The sequence below is a fragment of the Arcanobacterium haemolyticum DSM 20595 genome (assembly GCF_000092365.1).
Taxonomy (GTDB): Bacteria; Actinomycetota; Actinomycetes; order Actinomycetales; family Actinomycetaceae; genus Arcanobacterium; species Arcanobacterium haemolyticum.
In genome coordinates this window covers 1,644,344-1,657,337 of record NC_014218.1, presented here as the reverse complement: position 1 = coordinate 1,657,337, position 12,994 = coordinate 1,644,344, and the positions used below count along the sequence as shown (strand labels likewise).

Sequence of the window (12,994 nt, the reverse complement as noted above, 5' to 3'; positions counted from 1 at the left end):
GCGCGAACACCACCTGGTGATCGAAAGGCAAGACAAAACTCATCGAATCTCACTACGGCTGGCTACGGTTGTACTATTTGCGCTGGTGGGGGTACTGATTGTTGCCAATCCGCTCACGCAGTACTTGGCGCAACAAGAAGACATTAGAAAAGCGAAATCGGAACTGTCGCTCATGAAAGAGCGCGTAGAATCGTTAACGGAAGAAAAAGAACTCTGGGAAGATCCGACGTACGTGCAGGCGAAAGCGCGCGAAAGGCTCGGATTTGTGATGCCAGGGCAAACGTTGTACTCAACGAAAGATCCGAAGCAAGGCGATGCAAACGATCAACTCACGGCACGTGCGGAAGAAGTCAACCGGTTGCGGCGCCAACAAACCCCATTTTTTGTGACGGGCTGGGATTCAATCGTGATCGCAGGGCAAGTTGGCGAGCGGGAAAACCCACAAAACACCCCACTTTTGAACGAAAATCTACCACATAAACCTCAGGAATCCGGTGATTCCCCAACAACGAAGGATGCAAAGAAATGACATCTTTTTCTGTCCCTCTTGACGTTCTGAAGCGTGTAGCTGTGAACGCTACGGAGATTCGTCCGGATGATCGCGCAATTCTTACGGCGCAACTCGGCCGCGATCCGCGCGGGCTGGTGGGGATCGGGGCGCGGTGTGCCTGTGGCGCGCCGGCTGTAACGATCACGTATCCACGTCTTCCGGATGGTTCGCCGTTCCCAACCGTGTTCTACTTGTCTTACCCGTGGCTGGTTCGCGAGATTTCGCGGATTGAGAGTGCGGGGGAGATGGTGTCGTACAATGAGCGCCTTGCGGCTGATCCTGAGTATGCTGCGGCGCATGCGCGTGCGCACGATTCGTATGTAGAGCGCCGCGATGTGATGGACGAGGTTCCGGAGATCGCGGGGAAGTCTGCGGGCGGTATGCCTGATCGTGTGAAGTGTTTGCATGCGTTGGCTGGGTATGCGTTGGCTGCTGGGCCGGGTGTGTGCCCGGCTGGGGATGACGTTTTGGCGCAAGTTGGCTGGGATCCTGCAGTGTGTCATTGTGGGATGGGCGACGACGCTGCCGTTACCGCCTGACGCTAAAGGAGCCCGGGAATGCGTGTAGCAGGGATAGATTGCGGGACGAATTCAATCCGCTTGTTGATTGCCGATGTTGATGATCGTGGCGTGTTGAGCGATGTTGTGCGGCGGATGGAGATTGTTCGTCTGGGGCAGGGCGTTGATAAGACGGGGCGGTTTGATACGCAGGCGTTGGAGCGTACGTTGGCTGCGGTTGATGATTATGCTGGGCAGATTGCGGAACATGGGTGTGAATCGGTGGTGTTTGCAGCCACGTCTGCTACGCGGGATGCGGAAAATCGGGACGTGTTTATTAATGGTGTGCGGGAGCGCCTTGGCGTTACACCGCAGGTGCTGAGTGGGGAAGAGGAAGCTCGCACGTCGTTTGCTGGTGCGATTTCTGCTCTTGTTTCGCCTGATGCCCCGTTGTTGGCGATTGATTTGGGTGGCGGTTCTACGGAACTGGTGTTGGGTAGTGCAGACGGTACTGTGCTGGGCGCTTATTCGATGGATGTTGGTTCGGTGCGGATGCGCGAACGCCAGATGAAGTCGGATCCGCCTACCGCTGATGAGGTTGCTGCTGCGCGCGCGGATGTTGCTGCGGCGTTGGATGATGCGGAAGCCGTTGTTGACTTGAGTCAGGCGCGTACGGTTGTTGGGTTAGCCGGCACGATCACATCGGTGGCTGCGTTATCGCTGGGGCTGGAAGAGTATGATTCTGAGCGAATCCACGGGTTGGACATGAGCCTGGGGCAGGTTGAGGAATCCACCTCGTGGTTTATTGAGGCGCCGCTGGCGCAACGTGAGGCTGTTCCGTTCTTGCATCCGAAGCGGGCTGACGTGATTGGCGCTGGTGCTTTGGTGTGGCAGGAAGTATTGCACCGGATCGTTCAACGTTGTGATGAAGCCGGGCGGCCGTTGGAATCGGTGACGATTTCAGAGCATGACATCCTGGATGGTTTGGCGTTGCGGGCAGCAGGCCAGCTGAACTGAAGTTCGTACCTTAATGTGCTGAGTGGCGGTTGGGATATCCCAACCGCCACCCGTGTATGGTGAGTCTGATTATGAACGCTTCCTGCGTATGGTTTTCTTTTCACGGCGCGTACGTGATTCGGATTGGAGGCGGCGCTTGCCGATGGCACCGCGCTGATGTTGGCTAGCACGCAGGCGCAGGAAGATTGCGCCGAGCACCAAGGCTAGGAGTGAACCGACAAGGACTGCGACGCGAGCATGCGGACCGTGCGGGTTTCCTTCAGCGAAGCTGAGGGTGGCAATGAGGAGCGAGACTGTGAAACCAATCCCGGCAACCCACGAAACAGCGAAGATATCTGGAAGATCCACACCGTGGCCGAGCTTCAAACGGAACACCTTAATCATCAAGAAAACTCCGCCGAAGATGCCAATAAACTTGCCAAGCGGCAAGCCAAGATAGATGCCAAGCGAGACTGGATCAACGAGCATCCCTCCGAATCCGCCTGAATCAACCACGTTCACGCCTGCTGCGAAGAAGGCGAAGATTGGCAAGATGAATCCGGCAGAATAGAAGTTGATCTTTTCGGAAAGTTGTTCAGTTAGCGCATGGTGTTCGCCGCGTTTCATGAGTGCCGGCACCGTCATGCCTAGCGCAACGCGCATGTACTCCAGATAAGTGCATGAAATACCAGGCAAGGATGCCGAGCGGCCAGAGAATGTACCAACGGATAATCCGGCGTTGGACAAGAAGGCCGAAGATAGCAACGATTGCGAGTGCTGTGGCAAGGAAAATGAAATCAAGTCCGTCAGAGAAGAAGATCGCGATAATGACGATGCCGAGCAGATCATCCACAACGGCTAAAGTCATAAGGAACGTGCGAACTGCAGGCGGGAAGCCTTTTCCAAAGACACCAAGGACTGCGAGCGCGAATGCGATATCGGTAGCTACCGGAACAGCCCAACCATCGTAGACGGTAGATCCTGTGACAATCTGAATGACGACGTAGACGAGCACCGGGCCTGCCATGCCGAAGACTGCGGCAAGGATTGGCACGAGTGCCTGTTTAATATCACGTAAGGATCCTGCAACGAATTCGTGCTTGAGTTCCATGCCGACGACGAAGAAGAAGATCGCAAGCAGACCATCCGCTGCCCAGTGTGCAATTGGGAGCGCGAGGTGGAGCGATTCTGGGCCAACAACAGTTTCAGAGAGTGTGGCATAAGATTCGCGTAATGGGGAGTTTGCCCAGATGAGTGCAAGCACAGCACCGAGAATCAGAACGATACCTGCAGTGGCTTCGTTATGCAGGGCTCGGCGGTATCGTGCAATAGGGTTTTGGCGATGAGGCATCAGCCAGCTCCATTCTAGTTTTCCTGTGACATCGTTATTAATCAATGTCCCTCATTCTACGCTGTTGTGTTATTTTCCTTGACGGTGGTGTGACTCAGTTGCCATTATTTGGATATTTTGCTTATCAACTATTAAGATGATGATGGTAGTTAGAGCTACTGTGCCTCCATAGCCCAATCGGCAGAGGCAGCAGACTTAAAATCTGTTCAGTGTGGGTTCGAGTCCCACTGGAGGCACCATCGGCACTAGCTTCGTGATCACGTATCACGAAGCTAGTGTTTTTCTTATTTTTTGTGAATTCTTCATTGAAGGTGATGTAAGTGGATGCTAAACAGGAATGGTTTGCGGATAATCAAGCAAACTGGGATGATCGAGCCAACACCCATATGTCTGGAAACTATTACGGTGAACTCTTGGCTGATCTATTAGTGAATGAACTCGCTCTGAAAGCTGGTGTGGATGTTGAATGGGGTCACAACAATGTTCATGACCGTTGGTGAAGAGGTTTCAGATGGACTTAAAATTGAGTACCCTTAACTTTGAACGTGAACAGCCAATGACGTGGAAAGAAGACACTAGCTATATCCAGGATCCGGATGCGCCAAAGATTACAGCAACTCGTAGCCATCAGTGGAATCATTCATTGGGTGAAATTATCAGCGCTCTGATTCGGGCGGGTCTTGTGGAGTGGCCTAATTCTTAGGCCACTCCATAACTTTCAGGGAGCATGCCGCTTCTCATTGGCTTCTCTTTTGGAGAAAAGATAGGCGTTTAGATGTCCGTTTTACGGAATCGAGCATATCCTAAAGCGATGAATCCAACCGTATAGCTTGTAAAAATGAGTAGTGCGATTGGGCAAGAGAAGTATCCCGCTTCGGCTAACGTACTGGCATCTGCCGGTGGAGCGAATATGGCCCCCAGGAGAGACATCGGATATAGGGGTGGGGCATAGGTAGCGAATAATTCAAACCGTAGAAACATTGATAAGACGAGCGGGAGAAGGAAAATAAACAACACCATGAAGCTGATGCCGCCAGCAGTAGACCGCACCAAGTAGCCGATACCGGTGGCCATGAGAGCGGTCAGTGCCGTGACGAGGATAAAGAGTGCTAAAGTTCCTAGATCCGTTCCTGTGATGCGGATACGCCCGCCGGAGAGCAAGCCTAGAGTAGCGAAACGAAGAATGATGATTCCAGCCGTTACTCCACTTGTATAGATGGCAACAGCGCTACATTTGGCCAACAGGTTTTTCAACCGTTGCGGAACGGCTAGGCATGATGTGCGCATTGTGTTTGATGCATATTCAGAAGTGACAGCGAGAGTGCCGATAATAATGCTGAATAATACGAATAGCTGCAGGCCACTGGTTATCGACGTAGCAGAAATTGGTTCTTTGATTCCTTGTTTCCACACGGTTAACAAAAAGATTATAGGAGTAACAACAAATAACACTGTGAATGTGACGGATGTTGTTGTAAGCGAACGGCGCTGCAATTTTAATAGTTCACTTTTTACAGCACGTATGAATGGGTTTGTGTGCGGACCAGATGCATACCGTGATACGTACTGTGGGGTGGTCATAGTGTGCCTCCTGCTTGTGGATGAACCCGATAATCGACGGCATCATCAGTTAATTCGATAAAGACATCTTCAAGTGACGAATGGCTTTCTGAAAGTTCGTGAACTTCCACGTTCTTCACATGGAGTATATGGCCAATCTCTGAACGCTTTTTGCCGGGAATAATAAATGATCCGGTTGGATGGAATTCGCTTGGATCCTCAAATGTAAAATCGTAACCAGTTTCGGCAAGAACCTGGCGAAGAAGTTCTGTATCAGGCCCTGCAACATGAACAAGAGTGCGGCCTGCAGTATGCGTAAATTTACTCATCGGGCCAGAATCAATGAGGCGACCTTGCCCGATAATCACCACATCATCGGCAGTAAGAGCCATCTCTGACATGAGGTGTGATGATACGAGAACGGTACGGCCTTCTTTCGCAAGGTTGCGCATCAATTCACGTGCCCATTTAACGCCGTCAGGATCCAGGCCGTTGACTGGTTCATCAAAGATAAGATATTCCGGATCACCTAGTAGAGCAGTAGCAATACCCAAGCGTTGACTCATGCCCAATGAAAAGCCGCCTACTTTTTTCTTGGCGACGGAGGAAATCCCGGTTAAATCTAAGACGTGTTCGACTCGTTCAGCTGGGATGCCGTGCGTAGCAGCAACAATTTTTAAATGGTGACGGGCACTAACTTGTGGGTTAAAGGCCTTCCCGTCCAAAAGCGCCCCAACCTTCGATAGTGGTGCCGGGTTTGACACGTATGACTTTCCGTCTATCAAGAGTGTTCCTGATGTGGGCTTATCTAATCCAAGAAGGCAACGAAGAGTCGTTGATTTTCCTGAACCATTTGGGCCTAAGAACCCCGTCACTGTTCCTTGCCTTACCGAAAAAGATAAGTCACGAACGGCCTGAACTTTGCCGTAATGCTTGGATAGATGATCAACAGTGATCATGTCACGTCCTTCGCTGTGAATTGGTTATGTGGATATATTGTACGAAATAGAGCTGATAGAAAGGCTAATCTGTGGAAAATTTCAGATTTCCACAAGGCCGATGGGGAAAAGTGAAGAATAGAGGATGCGTATTTTCGGCGTCGTTTTCGTCTCCGGGAGAAAAAGTATCCATTTTAACTTACCGATCCGTTACACTTGCGGTAGATAAGCGTGTAAATCGCACGTAGCCCTTAGCTAGGAGGTTCTTCAATGAGCAACCCAGTCATGTCCCGTAACCCATACTTTACTGGTCAGACGCAACGTCCAAACCAGTTTAATCAAGCTGCTTATGGCCAGCCAGAAATGACGTCACAGCCGTCCTATTCTACTTTTGATGCCAAGCCAGCTGATGGCCGGATGACTTACACAGATGCTATGAATAAGACTGCTCTGTTGCTCGGTGTAACAGTTGTAGCTGGTGTATTAGCAGCAATGTTGGTACCTGTGCCATCTATGTATGCTATTGCACTTATATCTTCTTTGGCGGCCCTTGGGGTAGGCTTCTTCGCTGCATTTAAACCAATGGTTTCGCCAGCACTCGCACTCGGTTATGCAGTTCTTGAAGGCGTTGCGCTCGGAACCATTACTCGTGCTTTCGATCTTCTTTACCCAGGGATTGCCTTCCAAGCAATTCTTGCAACTGCAGTGATCGTTGCCGTTACTCTTGGCCTTCACTACTCAGGAGCAGTTCGTACCACTCCACGTGGCCGCAAGATTGTCTACATCGTGGCAATCGGTTACCTCGTGTTCTCATTGATCAACATGGTATTGGTCTGGACTGGAGCCATGGCCGGTTTCGGTTTACGTTCCGGTAACCTCGGCCTCTTGATCGGTACAGCAATGATTTTCATAGCTGCCTACATGCTGATCGCTGATTTCGAACAAGTCAACGAAGCGATTGCAAACGGTGCACCAGCTCAATTCGCATGGACTACCGCGCTGGCCATTGTTATGACCATTCTGTGGATCTACATCGAAGTTCTGCGCATCCTTGCGATCCTTGCAGATAACCGATAGGTCACCCAAAACCACAAAAAGCGGGGCGAACATCAGTTCGCCCCGCTTTTCTATACTTCATATTCAGCGGCCAAAGTGGGCTGAAAAAGCAGTCTGTGTAACTCCGATGATGTCAACAACGAACACCAGCACATCATCACCCTTGATGCCTGCACGTGGATTTCCTGCTGGACCGTAACCCTTTTCTGGCGGCACAACGATGACTACACGTGAACCAACCTGCTTGCCAACAAGAGCCTGATCCCAGCCCTTAATAACCATGCCAACGCCAATCGGGAAACGAGTAGGTTCGCCACGGAAGTAAGACGAATCGAAGAGTTCGCCATTCCAAATCTGGCCATGGTAGTTAACCTCAACCTCATCGCCAGCCTGGACAACCTTGCCCTTGCCTTCTTCCAACACCACAACGCGCAGGCCCTTTGGAGCTTCCGCAGATGGGTAGGTGATTTCAGGGGTGTCACCGAATGATCCGGAAACGGAAGGGAGTTCGATGGTCATACTCTTAAACCTTTCACAGAATTAGGCAACAGCAGTTGCCACTAACAGTGCCATTCTAATCTAGATCGATGAAAGAACGAGATTTAGGCGCAACTAACGGGCCGGAACCCGGCATAGGACACGGCATTCCAGTAGCCGCATGGCACCGATACCCAAACGGATTCTTATGCAAATACTGCTGATGATCATCTTCCGCAGGATAGAACGGCCCAGCTTCACTAGCAGGGCGAACTTCCGTAACGATGTGCCCCTTGCCTGCATCCCGCAATACCTGCGTGTAAGCTGCAACAGAATCGTCAACAAGCACACGCTGATAATCCGTGGTTGTAAAAATCGCCGAACGATACTGTGTGCCAACATCATTGCCCTGGCGATTAAGCGACGTAGGATCATGCAACTCCCAGAACGTCTTAATAACATTCGCAACAGCAGAATCTTCACACACCACACGCACAGTTTCAGTATGCCCGGTCAAACCCGTGCACACCTGCCGATACGTAGGATGAGCAGTGAAGCCACCCATGAAACCAACTGCAGTGCTCACCACACCGGGCAGTTGCCACATGATTTCCTCAACACCCCAATAACATCCGGCAGCAAGGTAAATAACCTGCTGGCCTTCAGCCGGCTCTGCCAAAATATCAGAACCCAACACAGTATGAGGTTGTGGATGAGCCAACACCGGAAGTGTGTTATCTGGAAGGGCAGTATCCTTCGTCACCATCGCATCACCCCCGGAACGGTTCGATACCCAAAACCTTGACAGCAAATTCCTTGCCATTAGGCGCAGTGTAGGAGGTTTCATCGCCAACCTTCTTACCCATAATCGCAGAACCCAACGGTGCGGTTTCAGGGTAAACATCAATATCAACAAATTCAGCAGCTTCACGCGAACCGAGCAAGAACTTCTTTTCCTTACCGTTCACTTCAGCAGTAATCACCAAGCCAGGAGCAACTTCGTTGAGTTCAACAGGAGCATCGCCTACTTCAGCATGTTCTAGCAAATAGGTGAGTTCCTGGATACGGCCTTCCATCTTCGACTGTTCTTCACGAGCGGCGTGATAGCCACCGTTTTCACGAAGATCACCCTCAGACCGAGCTTCTTCGATCTTCGTAGCAATATCGGTACGGCCGGTTGTTTTCAAGTGTTCAAGCTCTGCACTCAAACGATCAAAAGTTTCCTGTGAGAGCCATGTTGTGTCAGCCATGTGCCTTCTCCTTTGTACATAACACGTGGCATCAATGCGTTACCACGATGTAGTGGATAAAAAGACATGTCCACAGCCTGTGGACATGGACGTTCATGTGCGAGAGCGTATCACTTTACGAAGATCAGAACAATAAATAGAGCCAATATTCGCGTCAAGCAGAGAACAACAAACGCCGCCTCACCGGCGTCGTCCACCCTTCACGCAAATAACGCCAACCACACCGCAACCACCTGGCACGCAAAACCACCCAACGTTCCCAAATGGAAAAACTCGTGGAATCCCCACATGCGCGGCCACGGATTCGGCCACTTAAAACCATAAAACAACGCGCCCACCGTATACGACAACCCGCCAGCAAACAACAACCACACAATCGCAGGCGAACCGTTATCCCAAAACTCAGGCAAATACCAGAGAGCAACCCAGCTCAACGCAATATACAACGGAACGTACAACCAACGCGGCGAATCAATCCACACAATATGCATCAACGAACCTGCAAAAGCGCCGCCCCACACAATCGACAACACAGTCAACTGATCCCACGGATCCAACAACATCACCGCCAATGGCGTATACGTGCCCGCAATCAACAAAAAAATATTCGCGTGGTCAATCCGCCGCAAAATCCCATTCATCCGCGGACTCCACGTCCCAATATGGTAAATCCCAGAATTCGCAAACAAAAAGAACGACGCAACCATAAACACAACGCATCCCACAACAGCCCCAGCGTCAGGCGCGAAAACAGTCAACAAAATCCCATTCGCCAACGCCAACGGGGCAGTCAACGCATGAATCCACCCCCGCAAACGCGGCTTCGGCAACGCTGCAACAATCTGCGGTTCCTGTGATCCCATCATGTCCTCCCTTGTGTTACTTGTAGGCTATACCTTCCCGCCCACGAATCCCATCCCTCAAAAGGATGATGTGTAGAACATGCGTGAGGATATTATGATGAAGAATGAGTATGCCTACTCATAAAACGCATAAATAAGGAGCGCCAGATGAACCCCGAATTTCTCTACCGTGTTTACGAACGGCGGCTGGCGCGCCAGATTAGGCAGTCGCAGATTCCGAGGCACGTGGGGATCATTCTGGACGGGAACCGGCGGTGGGCCAAGGCACTTGGCACGCCGGCCGCGCACGGGCATCGTAAAGGCGCAGATCACATCACGGAAGTGCTCGGATGGGTGCAGGAAGCTGGCGTGTCGATTGTGACCTTGTGGATGCTCAGCACCGATAACCTTCAACGATCCGCGAAGGAGATTCGCGAACTTTTAGCGATCATTGTGGGGGCCGTGGAGCAGCTTGCAGCCAACCCGCAGTGGCAGATTCGCGTGTTGGGAGATTTAGATTTGCTTCCCGACGACGCGGCAGCGGCGCTGCGGGCCGCTGCCGAACGGACATCCGCCCATGACGGCATGATCGTGAATGTGGCCATTGGATATGGCGGGCGCCAAGAGATTACGCGGGCCGTGCAGGATTATCTGCGAGAGCAGGCCCAATCGGGGGCCACGCTGGAAGAGGTGGCCAGTTCGATCACCGTTGATGCCATCACGAACCACATGTATACCAAGGGCCAGCCTGATCCAGATCTGATCATTCGTACCTCTGGCGAACAGCGCATGAGCGGCTTCATGTTGTGGCAGACCGTTCACACCGAACTCTATTTCTGCGAAACCTATTGGCCAGATTTCCGCCGCACAGATCTGCTGCGTGCCTTGCGTGATTTTTCCGTGCGGGATCGGCGCAAGGGCAAGTAGAGCAAACTTGGTTAGGGTCTGGATCAGCAAACGATCAATGATCAGCAGACGATCAGTACACCGGATCTGGCGAATACAGATCGGTGGCCTTCGCTAGTTCTTCACGAGTAGGGGAATTGGATCCAGGGCGAGCAACGGTAATTCCGGCTGCTGCGGCCGCATAGGCGCCCAACGATGCCAAGCCTTGGCGCGAAATCGATTGGAGCGCTTCGCCATCTTCGCCGCCCAGTACGCTCATGCGGGCCAGACCATCAATCAGCGAGGACATGAGCGAATCGCCAGCGCCAACCGTATCAACCACGCCCACGTTCACTGCAGGAACATGCACATCAACCATTGGAGTGACCAGGTTGAGCCCACCAGCCCCCATCGTAATCACCACAAGCTGCGCGCCTCGATCTAAGAAGAACCGTGCGCTTTTTTCTGGCGTTGTTGGGCCGAGCATCGCTTCCATATCGTCAACCGACGCCTTCACAACGTCAATAAACGGCATGAGTTCATCCACTTCGGCCAGCAACTTTTCTTGCGGCCCCATCATGGACAGTCGAACGTTCGGATCGTAAGACACAGTGGAATGGCCGCCTAAACATTCCAGCCAGGCACGCAACGCGGTGGCGCCAGGTTCCAGATGTGCTCCGAGTGAACCAATATGGACCAGCCGCGGTTTTGGCGAAATACCATCGCAGTGAGGCAGCGGATAATCCGATCGTACATCAAACGTATACGATGCATTGCCAAGTTCGTTCAGCTGAGCATACGCAATCGATGTTGGGTGTTCGTCAATCGACCCCGGATACAGCCGCACCCCAGATTCAGCCAGATAATCGGCGATGTCGGCACCAGGATCGTCGTCGCCAATACGCGTCACCAACGTGACGTTACGTTCCAACCTAGCCAGCCCAACTGCAACGTTTAGCGGGGAGCCGCCGGGGTGGGTGGTGTGGATGGAGCCGCGCTGGACGTCGTCCAGCAACGATTCGCCGATGACCATGAACGTCATGTTAGCGCTCGTTCGCATCGTCGATTGCCGCACGCGTACGTTCTTGCGCCGCAGCCAGCCGTTCGCGGGCCCCGTTCAGCCACGTTTCGCACCGGCGTGCCAACGCTTCGCCCATTTCCCACAGCTCCAGAGCCTCTTCCAGCGGAATATTGCCCTGTTCCAGCCGTGCCACCGTATCAACCAGCGCCGAACGTGCTTCTTCGTACGAATATTTCGCAACCTGGTTATCTAGTTCGTTGGGATCACAAGGTTTCATGAGCAGGTCCTTTCGCGTTGACGGTGGCAGTGAACGTGCCGTCGGCAAGTTGAGCAATAATCGTTTCACCTGGGGTTGCGTTGTGTACGGATGTGACGACGCCGGTTTGCGTACGTAACACCGCATACCCGCGTTGCAATGTGGCGAGTGGGGAGAGCGCCCGCAAGCGTGCCAGCGACGAATCGATGAGCGATGCGTGGCGTGTGATGTGGCGATCTAGGTTGTTGTGGAGCCACTGCGTAAGTTGCGTGAGATCTTGCGCACGCGCATCCAGCATCGATTCCGGGTGTGCTAGGGCTGGGCGGGATCGTTGAATGTCAAGATCGTGTTGAGTGCGGGTGAGCAGAGCATCCATGGCTAGGCGCCCACGCCGCACGGCATCGCGTAGGCCGGTTTGTTCTTCCGTGACGTCCGGAACGATCTTGCGAGCCGCGTCTGTTGGTGTGGATGCGCGCAGATCAGCCACGAGATCAAGGAGTGGATTATCGGTTTCGTGGCCGATTGCGGAGACTACCGGTGTGTGTGCTGCCGCTACCGCGCGGATGAGGCGTTCATCTGAGAATGGAAGGAGATCTTCAACCGATCCGCCGCCGCGGGCGATCACGATAACGTCCACGTTCGGCAACGCATCGAGTTCTTCGAGTGCCGGGATCATTTCTTGCACGGCAGTTGGGCCTTGAACTACCACTTCGCGCACGGCAAATTCGGCTGAGGCCCAGCGGGCACGCGCGTTCACTTGCACATCGTGAAGTGCCTTGGTGTTGCGTCCAACGATCAGGCCGATTGTGCGGGGAAGGAAGGGGAGAGGTTTCTTGCGTTGCGGTGCGAAGAGGCCTTCGTATGCGAGCTTGTTTTTGAGGGCTTCAATGCGGGCTAGGATATCGCCTAGGCCGACGGCACGTATTTCATCGACGTGGAGCGCCAGCGTCCCGTTGCCGGACCAGAAATCTGGTTTAGCACACACGATCACCCGGGATCCGGATTCAATTCCGTCGGGGAGCGCGTGGGCGAAGATTTTGCAGGTGATTGACGCTTTTTCTTCTAGATCGGAGAGTGTAAAGAATTGTACTTTGGCACCTTTTCTGCGGGTGAGTGTGATGATTTCGCCTTCTACCCACAGGCGTGACATTTTAGAGATGTATTCTGCTATTTTTGCGTTGAGCAGGCGTAATGGCCACGGGTGATCCGGGGATGTTTCCCGTGCCACTGGTGGGAGGTTAGCCGGAACGGCAACCCTTGCGTTGGCTGACATATCACGACCTATTCTCCGAAAAATTACACTTCATTACTGCAC

General features: G+C 52.6%; 15 protein-coding genes, 1 tRNA gene and 1 pseudogene. 7 read left to right on the top strand and 10 right to left on the bottom strand.

The annotated features are described in order from the left end of the window. Positions 1-16 precede the first annotated feature (16 nt). Genes ARCH_RS07630 through ARCH_RS10230 form a run of 3 tightly spaced genes read left to right on the top strand, consistent with a single transcriptional unit; the run spans position 17 to position 2,064 of the window. Positions 17-529, top strand: a complete 513-nt coding sequence (locus ARCH_RS07630; RefSeq protein ID WP_170121731.1) for an FtsB family cell division protein — start codon at positions 17-19, stop codon at positions 527-529. After that, positions 526-1,089, top strand: coding sequence for a DUF501 domain-containing protein (locus ARCH_RS10235; protein ID WP_013170703.1), 564 nt, complete (start codon positions 526-528; stop codon positions 1,087-1,089). Before ARCH_RS07630 ends, ARCH_RS10235 begins: the two co-directional genes overlap by 4 nt. An 18-nt stretch (positions 1,090-1,107) precedes the next feature. Further along, on the top strand, positions 1,108-2,064 hold the full coding sequence (locus ARCH_RS10230) for a Ppx/GppA phosphatase family protein (RefSeq protein WP_013170702.1): 957 nt from the start codon (positions 1,108-1,110) through the stop codon (positions 2,062-2,064). Between the two features lie 69 nt (positions 2,065-2,133). On the opposite strand, the pseudogene nhaA reads toward ARCH_RS10230, so the two are convergent. Beyond that, positions 2,134-3,394 (bottom strand): annotated as a pseudogene (nhaA, locus tag ARCH_RS07615) (Na+/H+ antiporter NhaA). Positions 3,395-3,556: 162 nt separating this feature from the next. Here nhaA and ARCH_RS07610 point away from each other — a divergent pair. Together ARCH_RS07610 and ARCH_RS07605 are read left to right on the top strand one after the other, a co-directional pair. After that, positions 3,557-3,633 (top strand) — tRNA-Leu (locus ARCH_RS07610). Between the two features lie 81 nt (positions 3,634-3,714). Then, positions 3,715-3,894 (top strand): hypothetical protein, encoded by a 180-nt coding sequence (locus tag ARCH_RS07605; protein ID WP_041640423.1) that lies wholly within the window; start codon positions 3,715-3,717, stop codon positions 3,892-3,894. 271 nt (positions 3,895-4,165) lie between these two features. On the opposite strand, the gene ARCH_RS10525 is transcribed toward ARCH_RS07605, so the two are convergent. Both ARCH_RS10525 and ARCH_RS07590 read right to left on the bottom strand, forming a co-directional pair. After that, the gene (locus tag ARCH_RS10525; protein ID WP_013170701.1) at positions 4,166-4,975 is read right to left on the bottom strand and encodes an ABC transporter permease subunit; all 810 of its coding nucleotides are present in this window, start codon (positions 4,973-4,975) and stop codon (positions 4,166-4,168) included. Further along, a complete protein-coding gene (locus ARCH_RS07590; RefSeq protein ID WP_013170700.1) occupies positions 4,972-5,913 on the bottom strand; it encodes an ABC transporter ATP-binding protein in 942 nt (313 codons plus the stop codon). Before ARCH_RS07590 ends, ARCH_RS10525 begins: the two co-directional genes overlap by 4 nt. Positions 5,914-6,162: 249 nt before the next feature. On the opposite strand from ARCH_RS07590, the gene ARCH_RS07585 reads away from it, so the two are divergent. After that, complete coding sequence (locus tag ARCH_RS07585; protein WP_013170699.1) at positions 6,163-6,969, top strand: Bax inhibitor-1/YccA family protein; 807 nt, start codon at positions 6,163-6,165, stop codon at positions 6,967-6,969. Positions 6,970-7,032: 63 nt separating this feature from the next. On the opposite strand, the gene ARCH_RS07580 is transcribed toward ARCH_RS07585, so the two are convergent. The 4 genes from ARCH_RS07580 to trhA form a co-directional block, all read right to left on the bottom strand. Next, positions 7,033-7,467 carry an FKBP-type peptidyl-prolyl cis-trans isomerase gene (locus tag ARCH_RS07580; RefSeq protein WP_013170698.1) on the bottom strand — a complete coding sequence of 145 codons (435 nt, stop codon included), beginning with the start codon at positions 7,465-7,467 and terminating at the stop codon, positions 7,033-7,035. Positions 7,468-7,522: 55 nt separating this feature from the next. Beyond that, the gene (msrA, locus tag ARCH_RS07575; protein WP_013170697.1) at positions 7,523-8,191 is read right to left on the bottom strand and encodes a peptide-methionine (S)-S-oxide reductase MsrA; all 669 of its coding nucleotides are present in this window, start codon (positions 8,189-8,191) and stop codon (positions 7,523-7,525) included. A 4-nt stretch (positions 8,192-8,195) separates the two neighbouring features. Continuing rightward, complete coding sequence (greA, locus tag ARCH_RS07570; protein ID WP_013170696.1) at positions 8,196-8,675, bottom strand: transcription elongation factor GreA; 480 nt, start codon at positions 8,673-8,675, stop codon at positions 8,196-8,198. 200 nt (positions 8,676-8,875) lie between these two features. Further along, on the bottom strand, positions 8,876-9,541 hold the full coding sequence (gene trhA, locus ARCH_RS07565) for a PAQR family membrane homeostasis protein TrhA (protein WP_111724877.1): 666 nt from the start codon (positions 9,539-9,541) through the stop codon (positions 8,876-8,878). 144 nt (positions 9,542-9,685) lie between these two features. Between trhA and ARCH_RS07560 the strand changes: the two genes are divergently transcribed. Further along, the gene (locus ARCH_RS07560) at positions 9,686-10,444 is read left to right on the top strand and encodes an isoprenyl transferase (RefSeq protein ID WP_013170694.1); all 759 of its coding nucleotides are present in this window, start codon (positions 9,686-9,688) and stop codon (positions 10,442-10,444) included. Positions 10,445-10,496: 52 nt separating this feature from the next. Here ARCH_RS07560 and ARCH_RS07555 read toward each other — a convergent pair whose 3' ends face one another. The 3 genes from ARCH_RS07555 to xseA are packed head-to-tail and all read right to left on the bottom strand — an operon-like array spanning position 10,497 to position 12,952. Further along, on the bottom strand, positions 10,497-11,444 hold the full coding sequence (locus ARCH_RS07555; protein WP_013170693.1) for a PfkB family carbohydrate kinase: 948 nt from the start codon (positions 11,442-11,444) through the stop codon (positions 10,497-10,499). A gap of 1 nt (position 11,445) precedes the next feature. Further along, a complete protein-coding gene (locus ARCH_RS07550) occupies positions 11,446-11,700 on the bottom strand; it encodes an exodeoxyribonuclease VII small subunit (RefSeq protein ID WP_013170692.1) in 255 nt (84 codons plus the stop codon). Next, the gene (xseA, locus tag ARCH_RS07545; RefSeq protein WP_013170691.1) at positions 11,687-12,952 is read right to left on the bottom strand and encodes an exodeoxyribonuclease VII large subunit; all 1,266 of its coding nucleotides are present in this window, start codon (positions 12,950-12,952) and stop codon (positions 11,687-11,689) included. The genes ARCH_RS07550 and xseA overlap by 14 nt, the downstream gene beginning before the upstream one ends. Positions 12,953-12,994: the final 42 nt, after the last annotated feature.

Excerpts from the sequence above, each read along its gene's own strand:
- msrA (WP_013170697.1), bottom strand. The coding sequence starts at position 8,191 with ATGGTGACGAAGGATACTGCCCTTCCAGATAACACACTTCCGGTGTTG.
- ARCH_RS07585 (WP_013170699.1), top strand. The coding sequence starts at position 6,163 with ATGAGCAACCCAGTCATGTCCCGTAACCCATACTTTACTGGTCAGACG.
- xseA (WP_013170691.1), bottom strand. The coding sequence starts at position 12,952 with ATGTCAGCCAACGCAAGGGTTGCCGTTCCGGCTAACCTCCCACCAGTG.
- greA (WP_013170696.1), bottom strand. The coding sequence starts at position 8,675 with ATGGCTGACACAACATGGCTCTCACAGGAAACTTTTGATCGTTTGAGT.
- ARCH_RS07580 (WP_013170698.1), bottom strand. The coding sequence starts at position 7,467 with ATGACCATCGAACTCCCTTCCGTTTCCGGATCATTCGGTGACACCCCT.
- ARCH_RS07590 (WP_013170700.1), bottom strand. The coding sequence starts at position 5,913 with ATGATCACTGTTGATCATCTATCCAAGCATTACGGCAAAGTTCAGGCC.
- ARCH_RS10235 (WP_013170703.1), top strand. The coding sequence starts at position 526 with ATGACATCTTTTTCTGTCCCTCTTGACGTTCTGAAGCGTGTAGCTGTG.
- ARCH_RS10525 (WP_013170701.1), bottom strand. The coding sequence starts at position 4,975 with ATGACCACCCCACAGTACGTATCACGGTATGCATCTGGTCCGCACACA.
- trhA (WP_111724877.1), bottom strand. The coding sequence starts at position 9,541 with ATGATGGGATCACAGGAACCGCAGATTGTTGCAGCGTTGCCGAAGCCG.
- ARCH_RS07555 (WP_013170693.1), bottom strand. The coding sequence starts at position 11,444 with ATGACGTTCATGGTCATCGGCGAATCGTTGCTGGACGACGTCCAGCGC.
- ARCH_RS07550 (WP_013170692.1), bottom strand. The coding sequence starts at position 11,700 with ATGAAACCTTGTGATCCCAACGAACTAGATAACCAGGTTGCGAAATAT.
- ARCH_RS10230 (WP_013170702.1), top strand. The coding sequence starts at position 1,108 with ATGCGTGTAGCAGGGATAGATTGCGGGACGAATTCAATCCGCTTGTTG.
- ARCH_RS07560 (WP_013170694.1), top strand. The coding sequence starts at position 9,686 with ATGAACCCCGAATTTCTCTACCGTGTTTACGAACGGCGGCTGGCGCGC.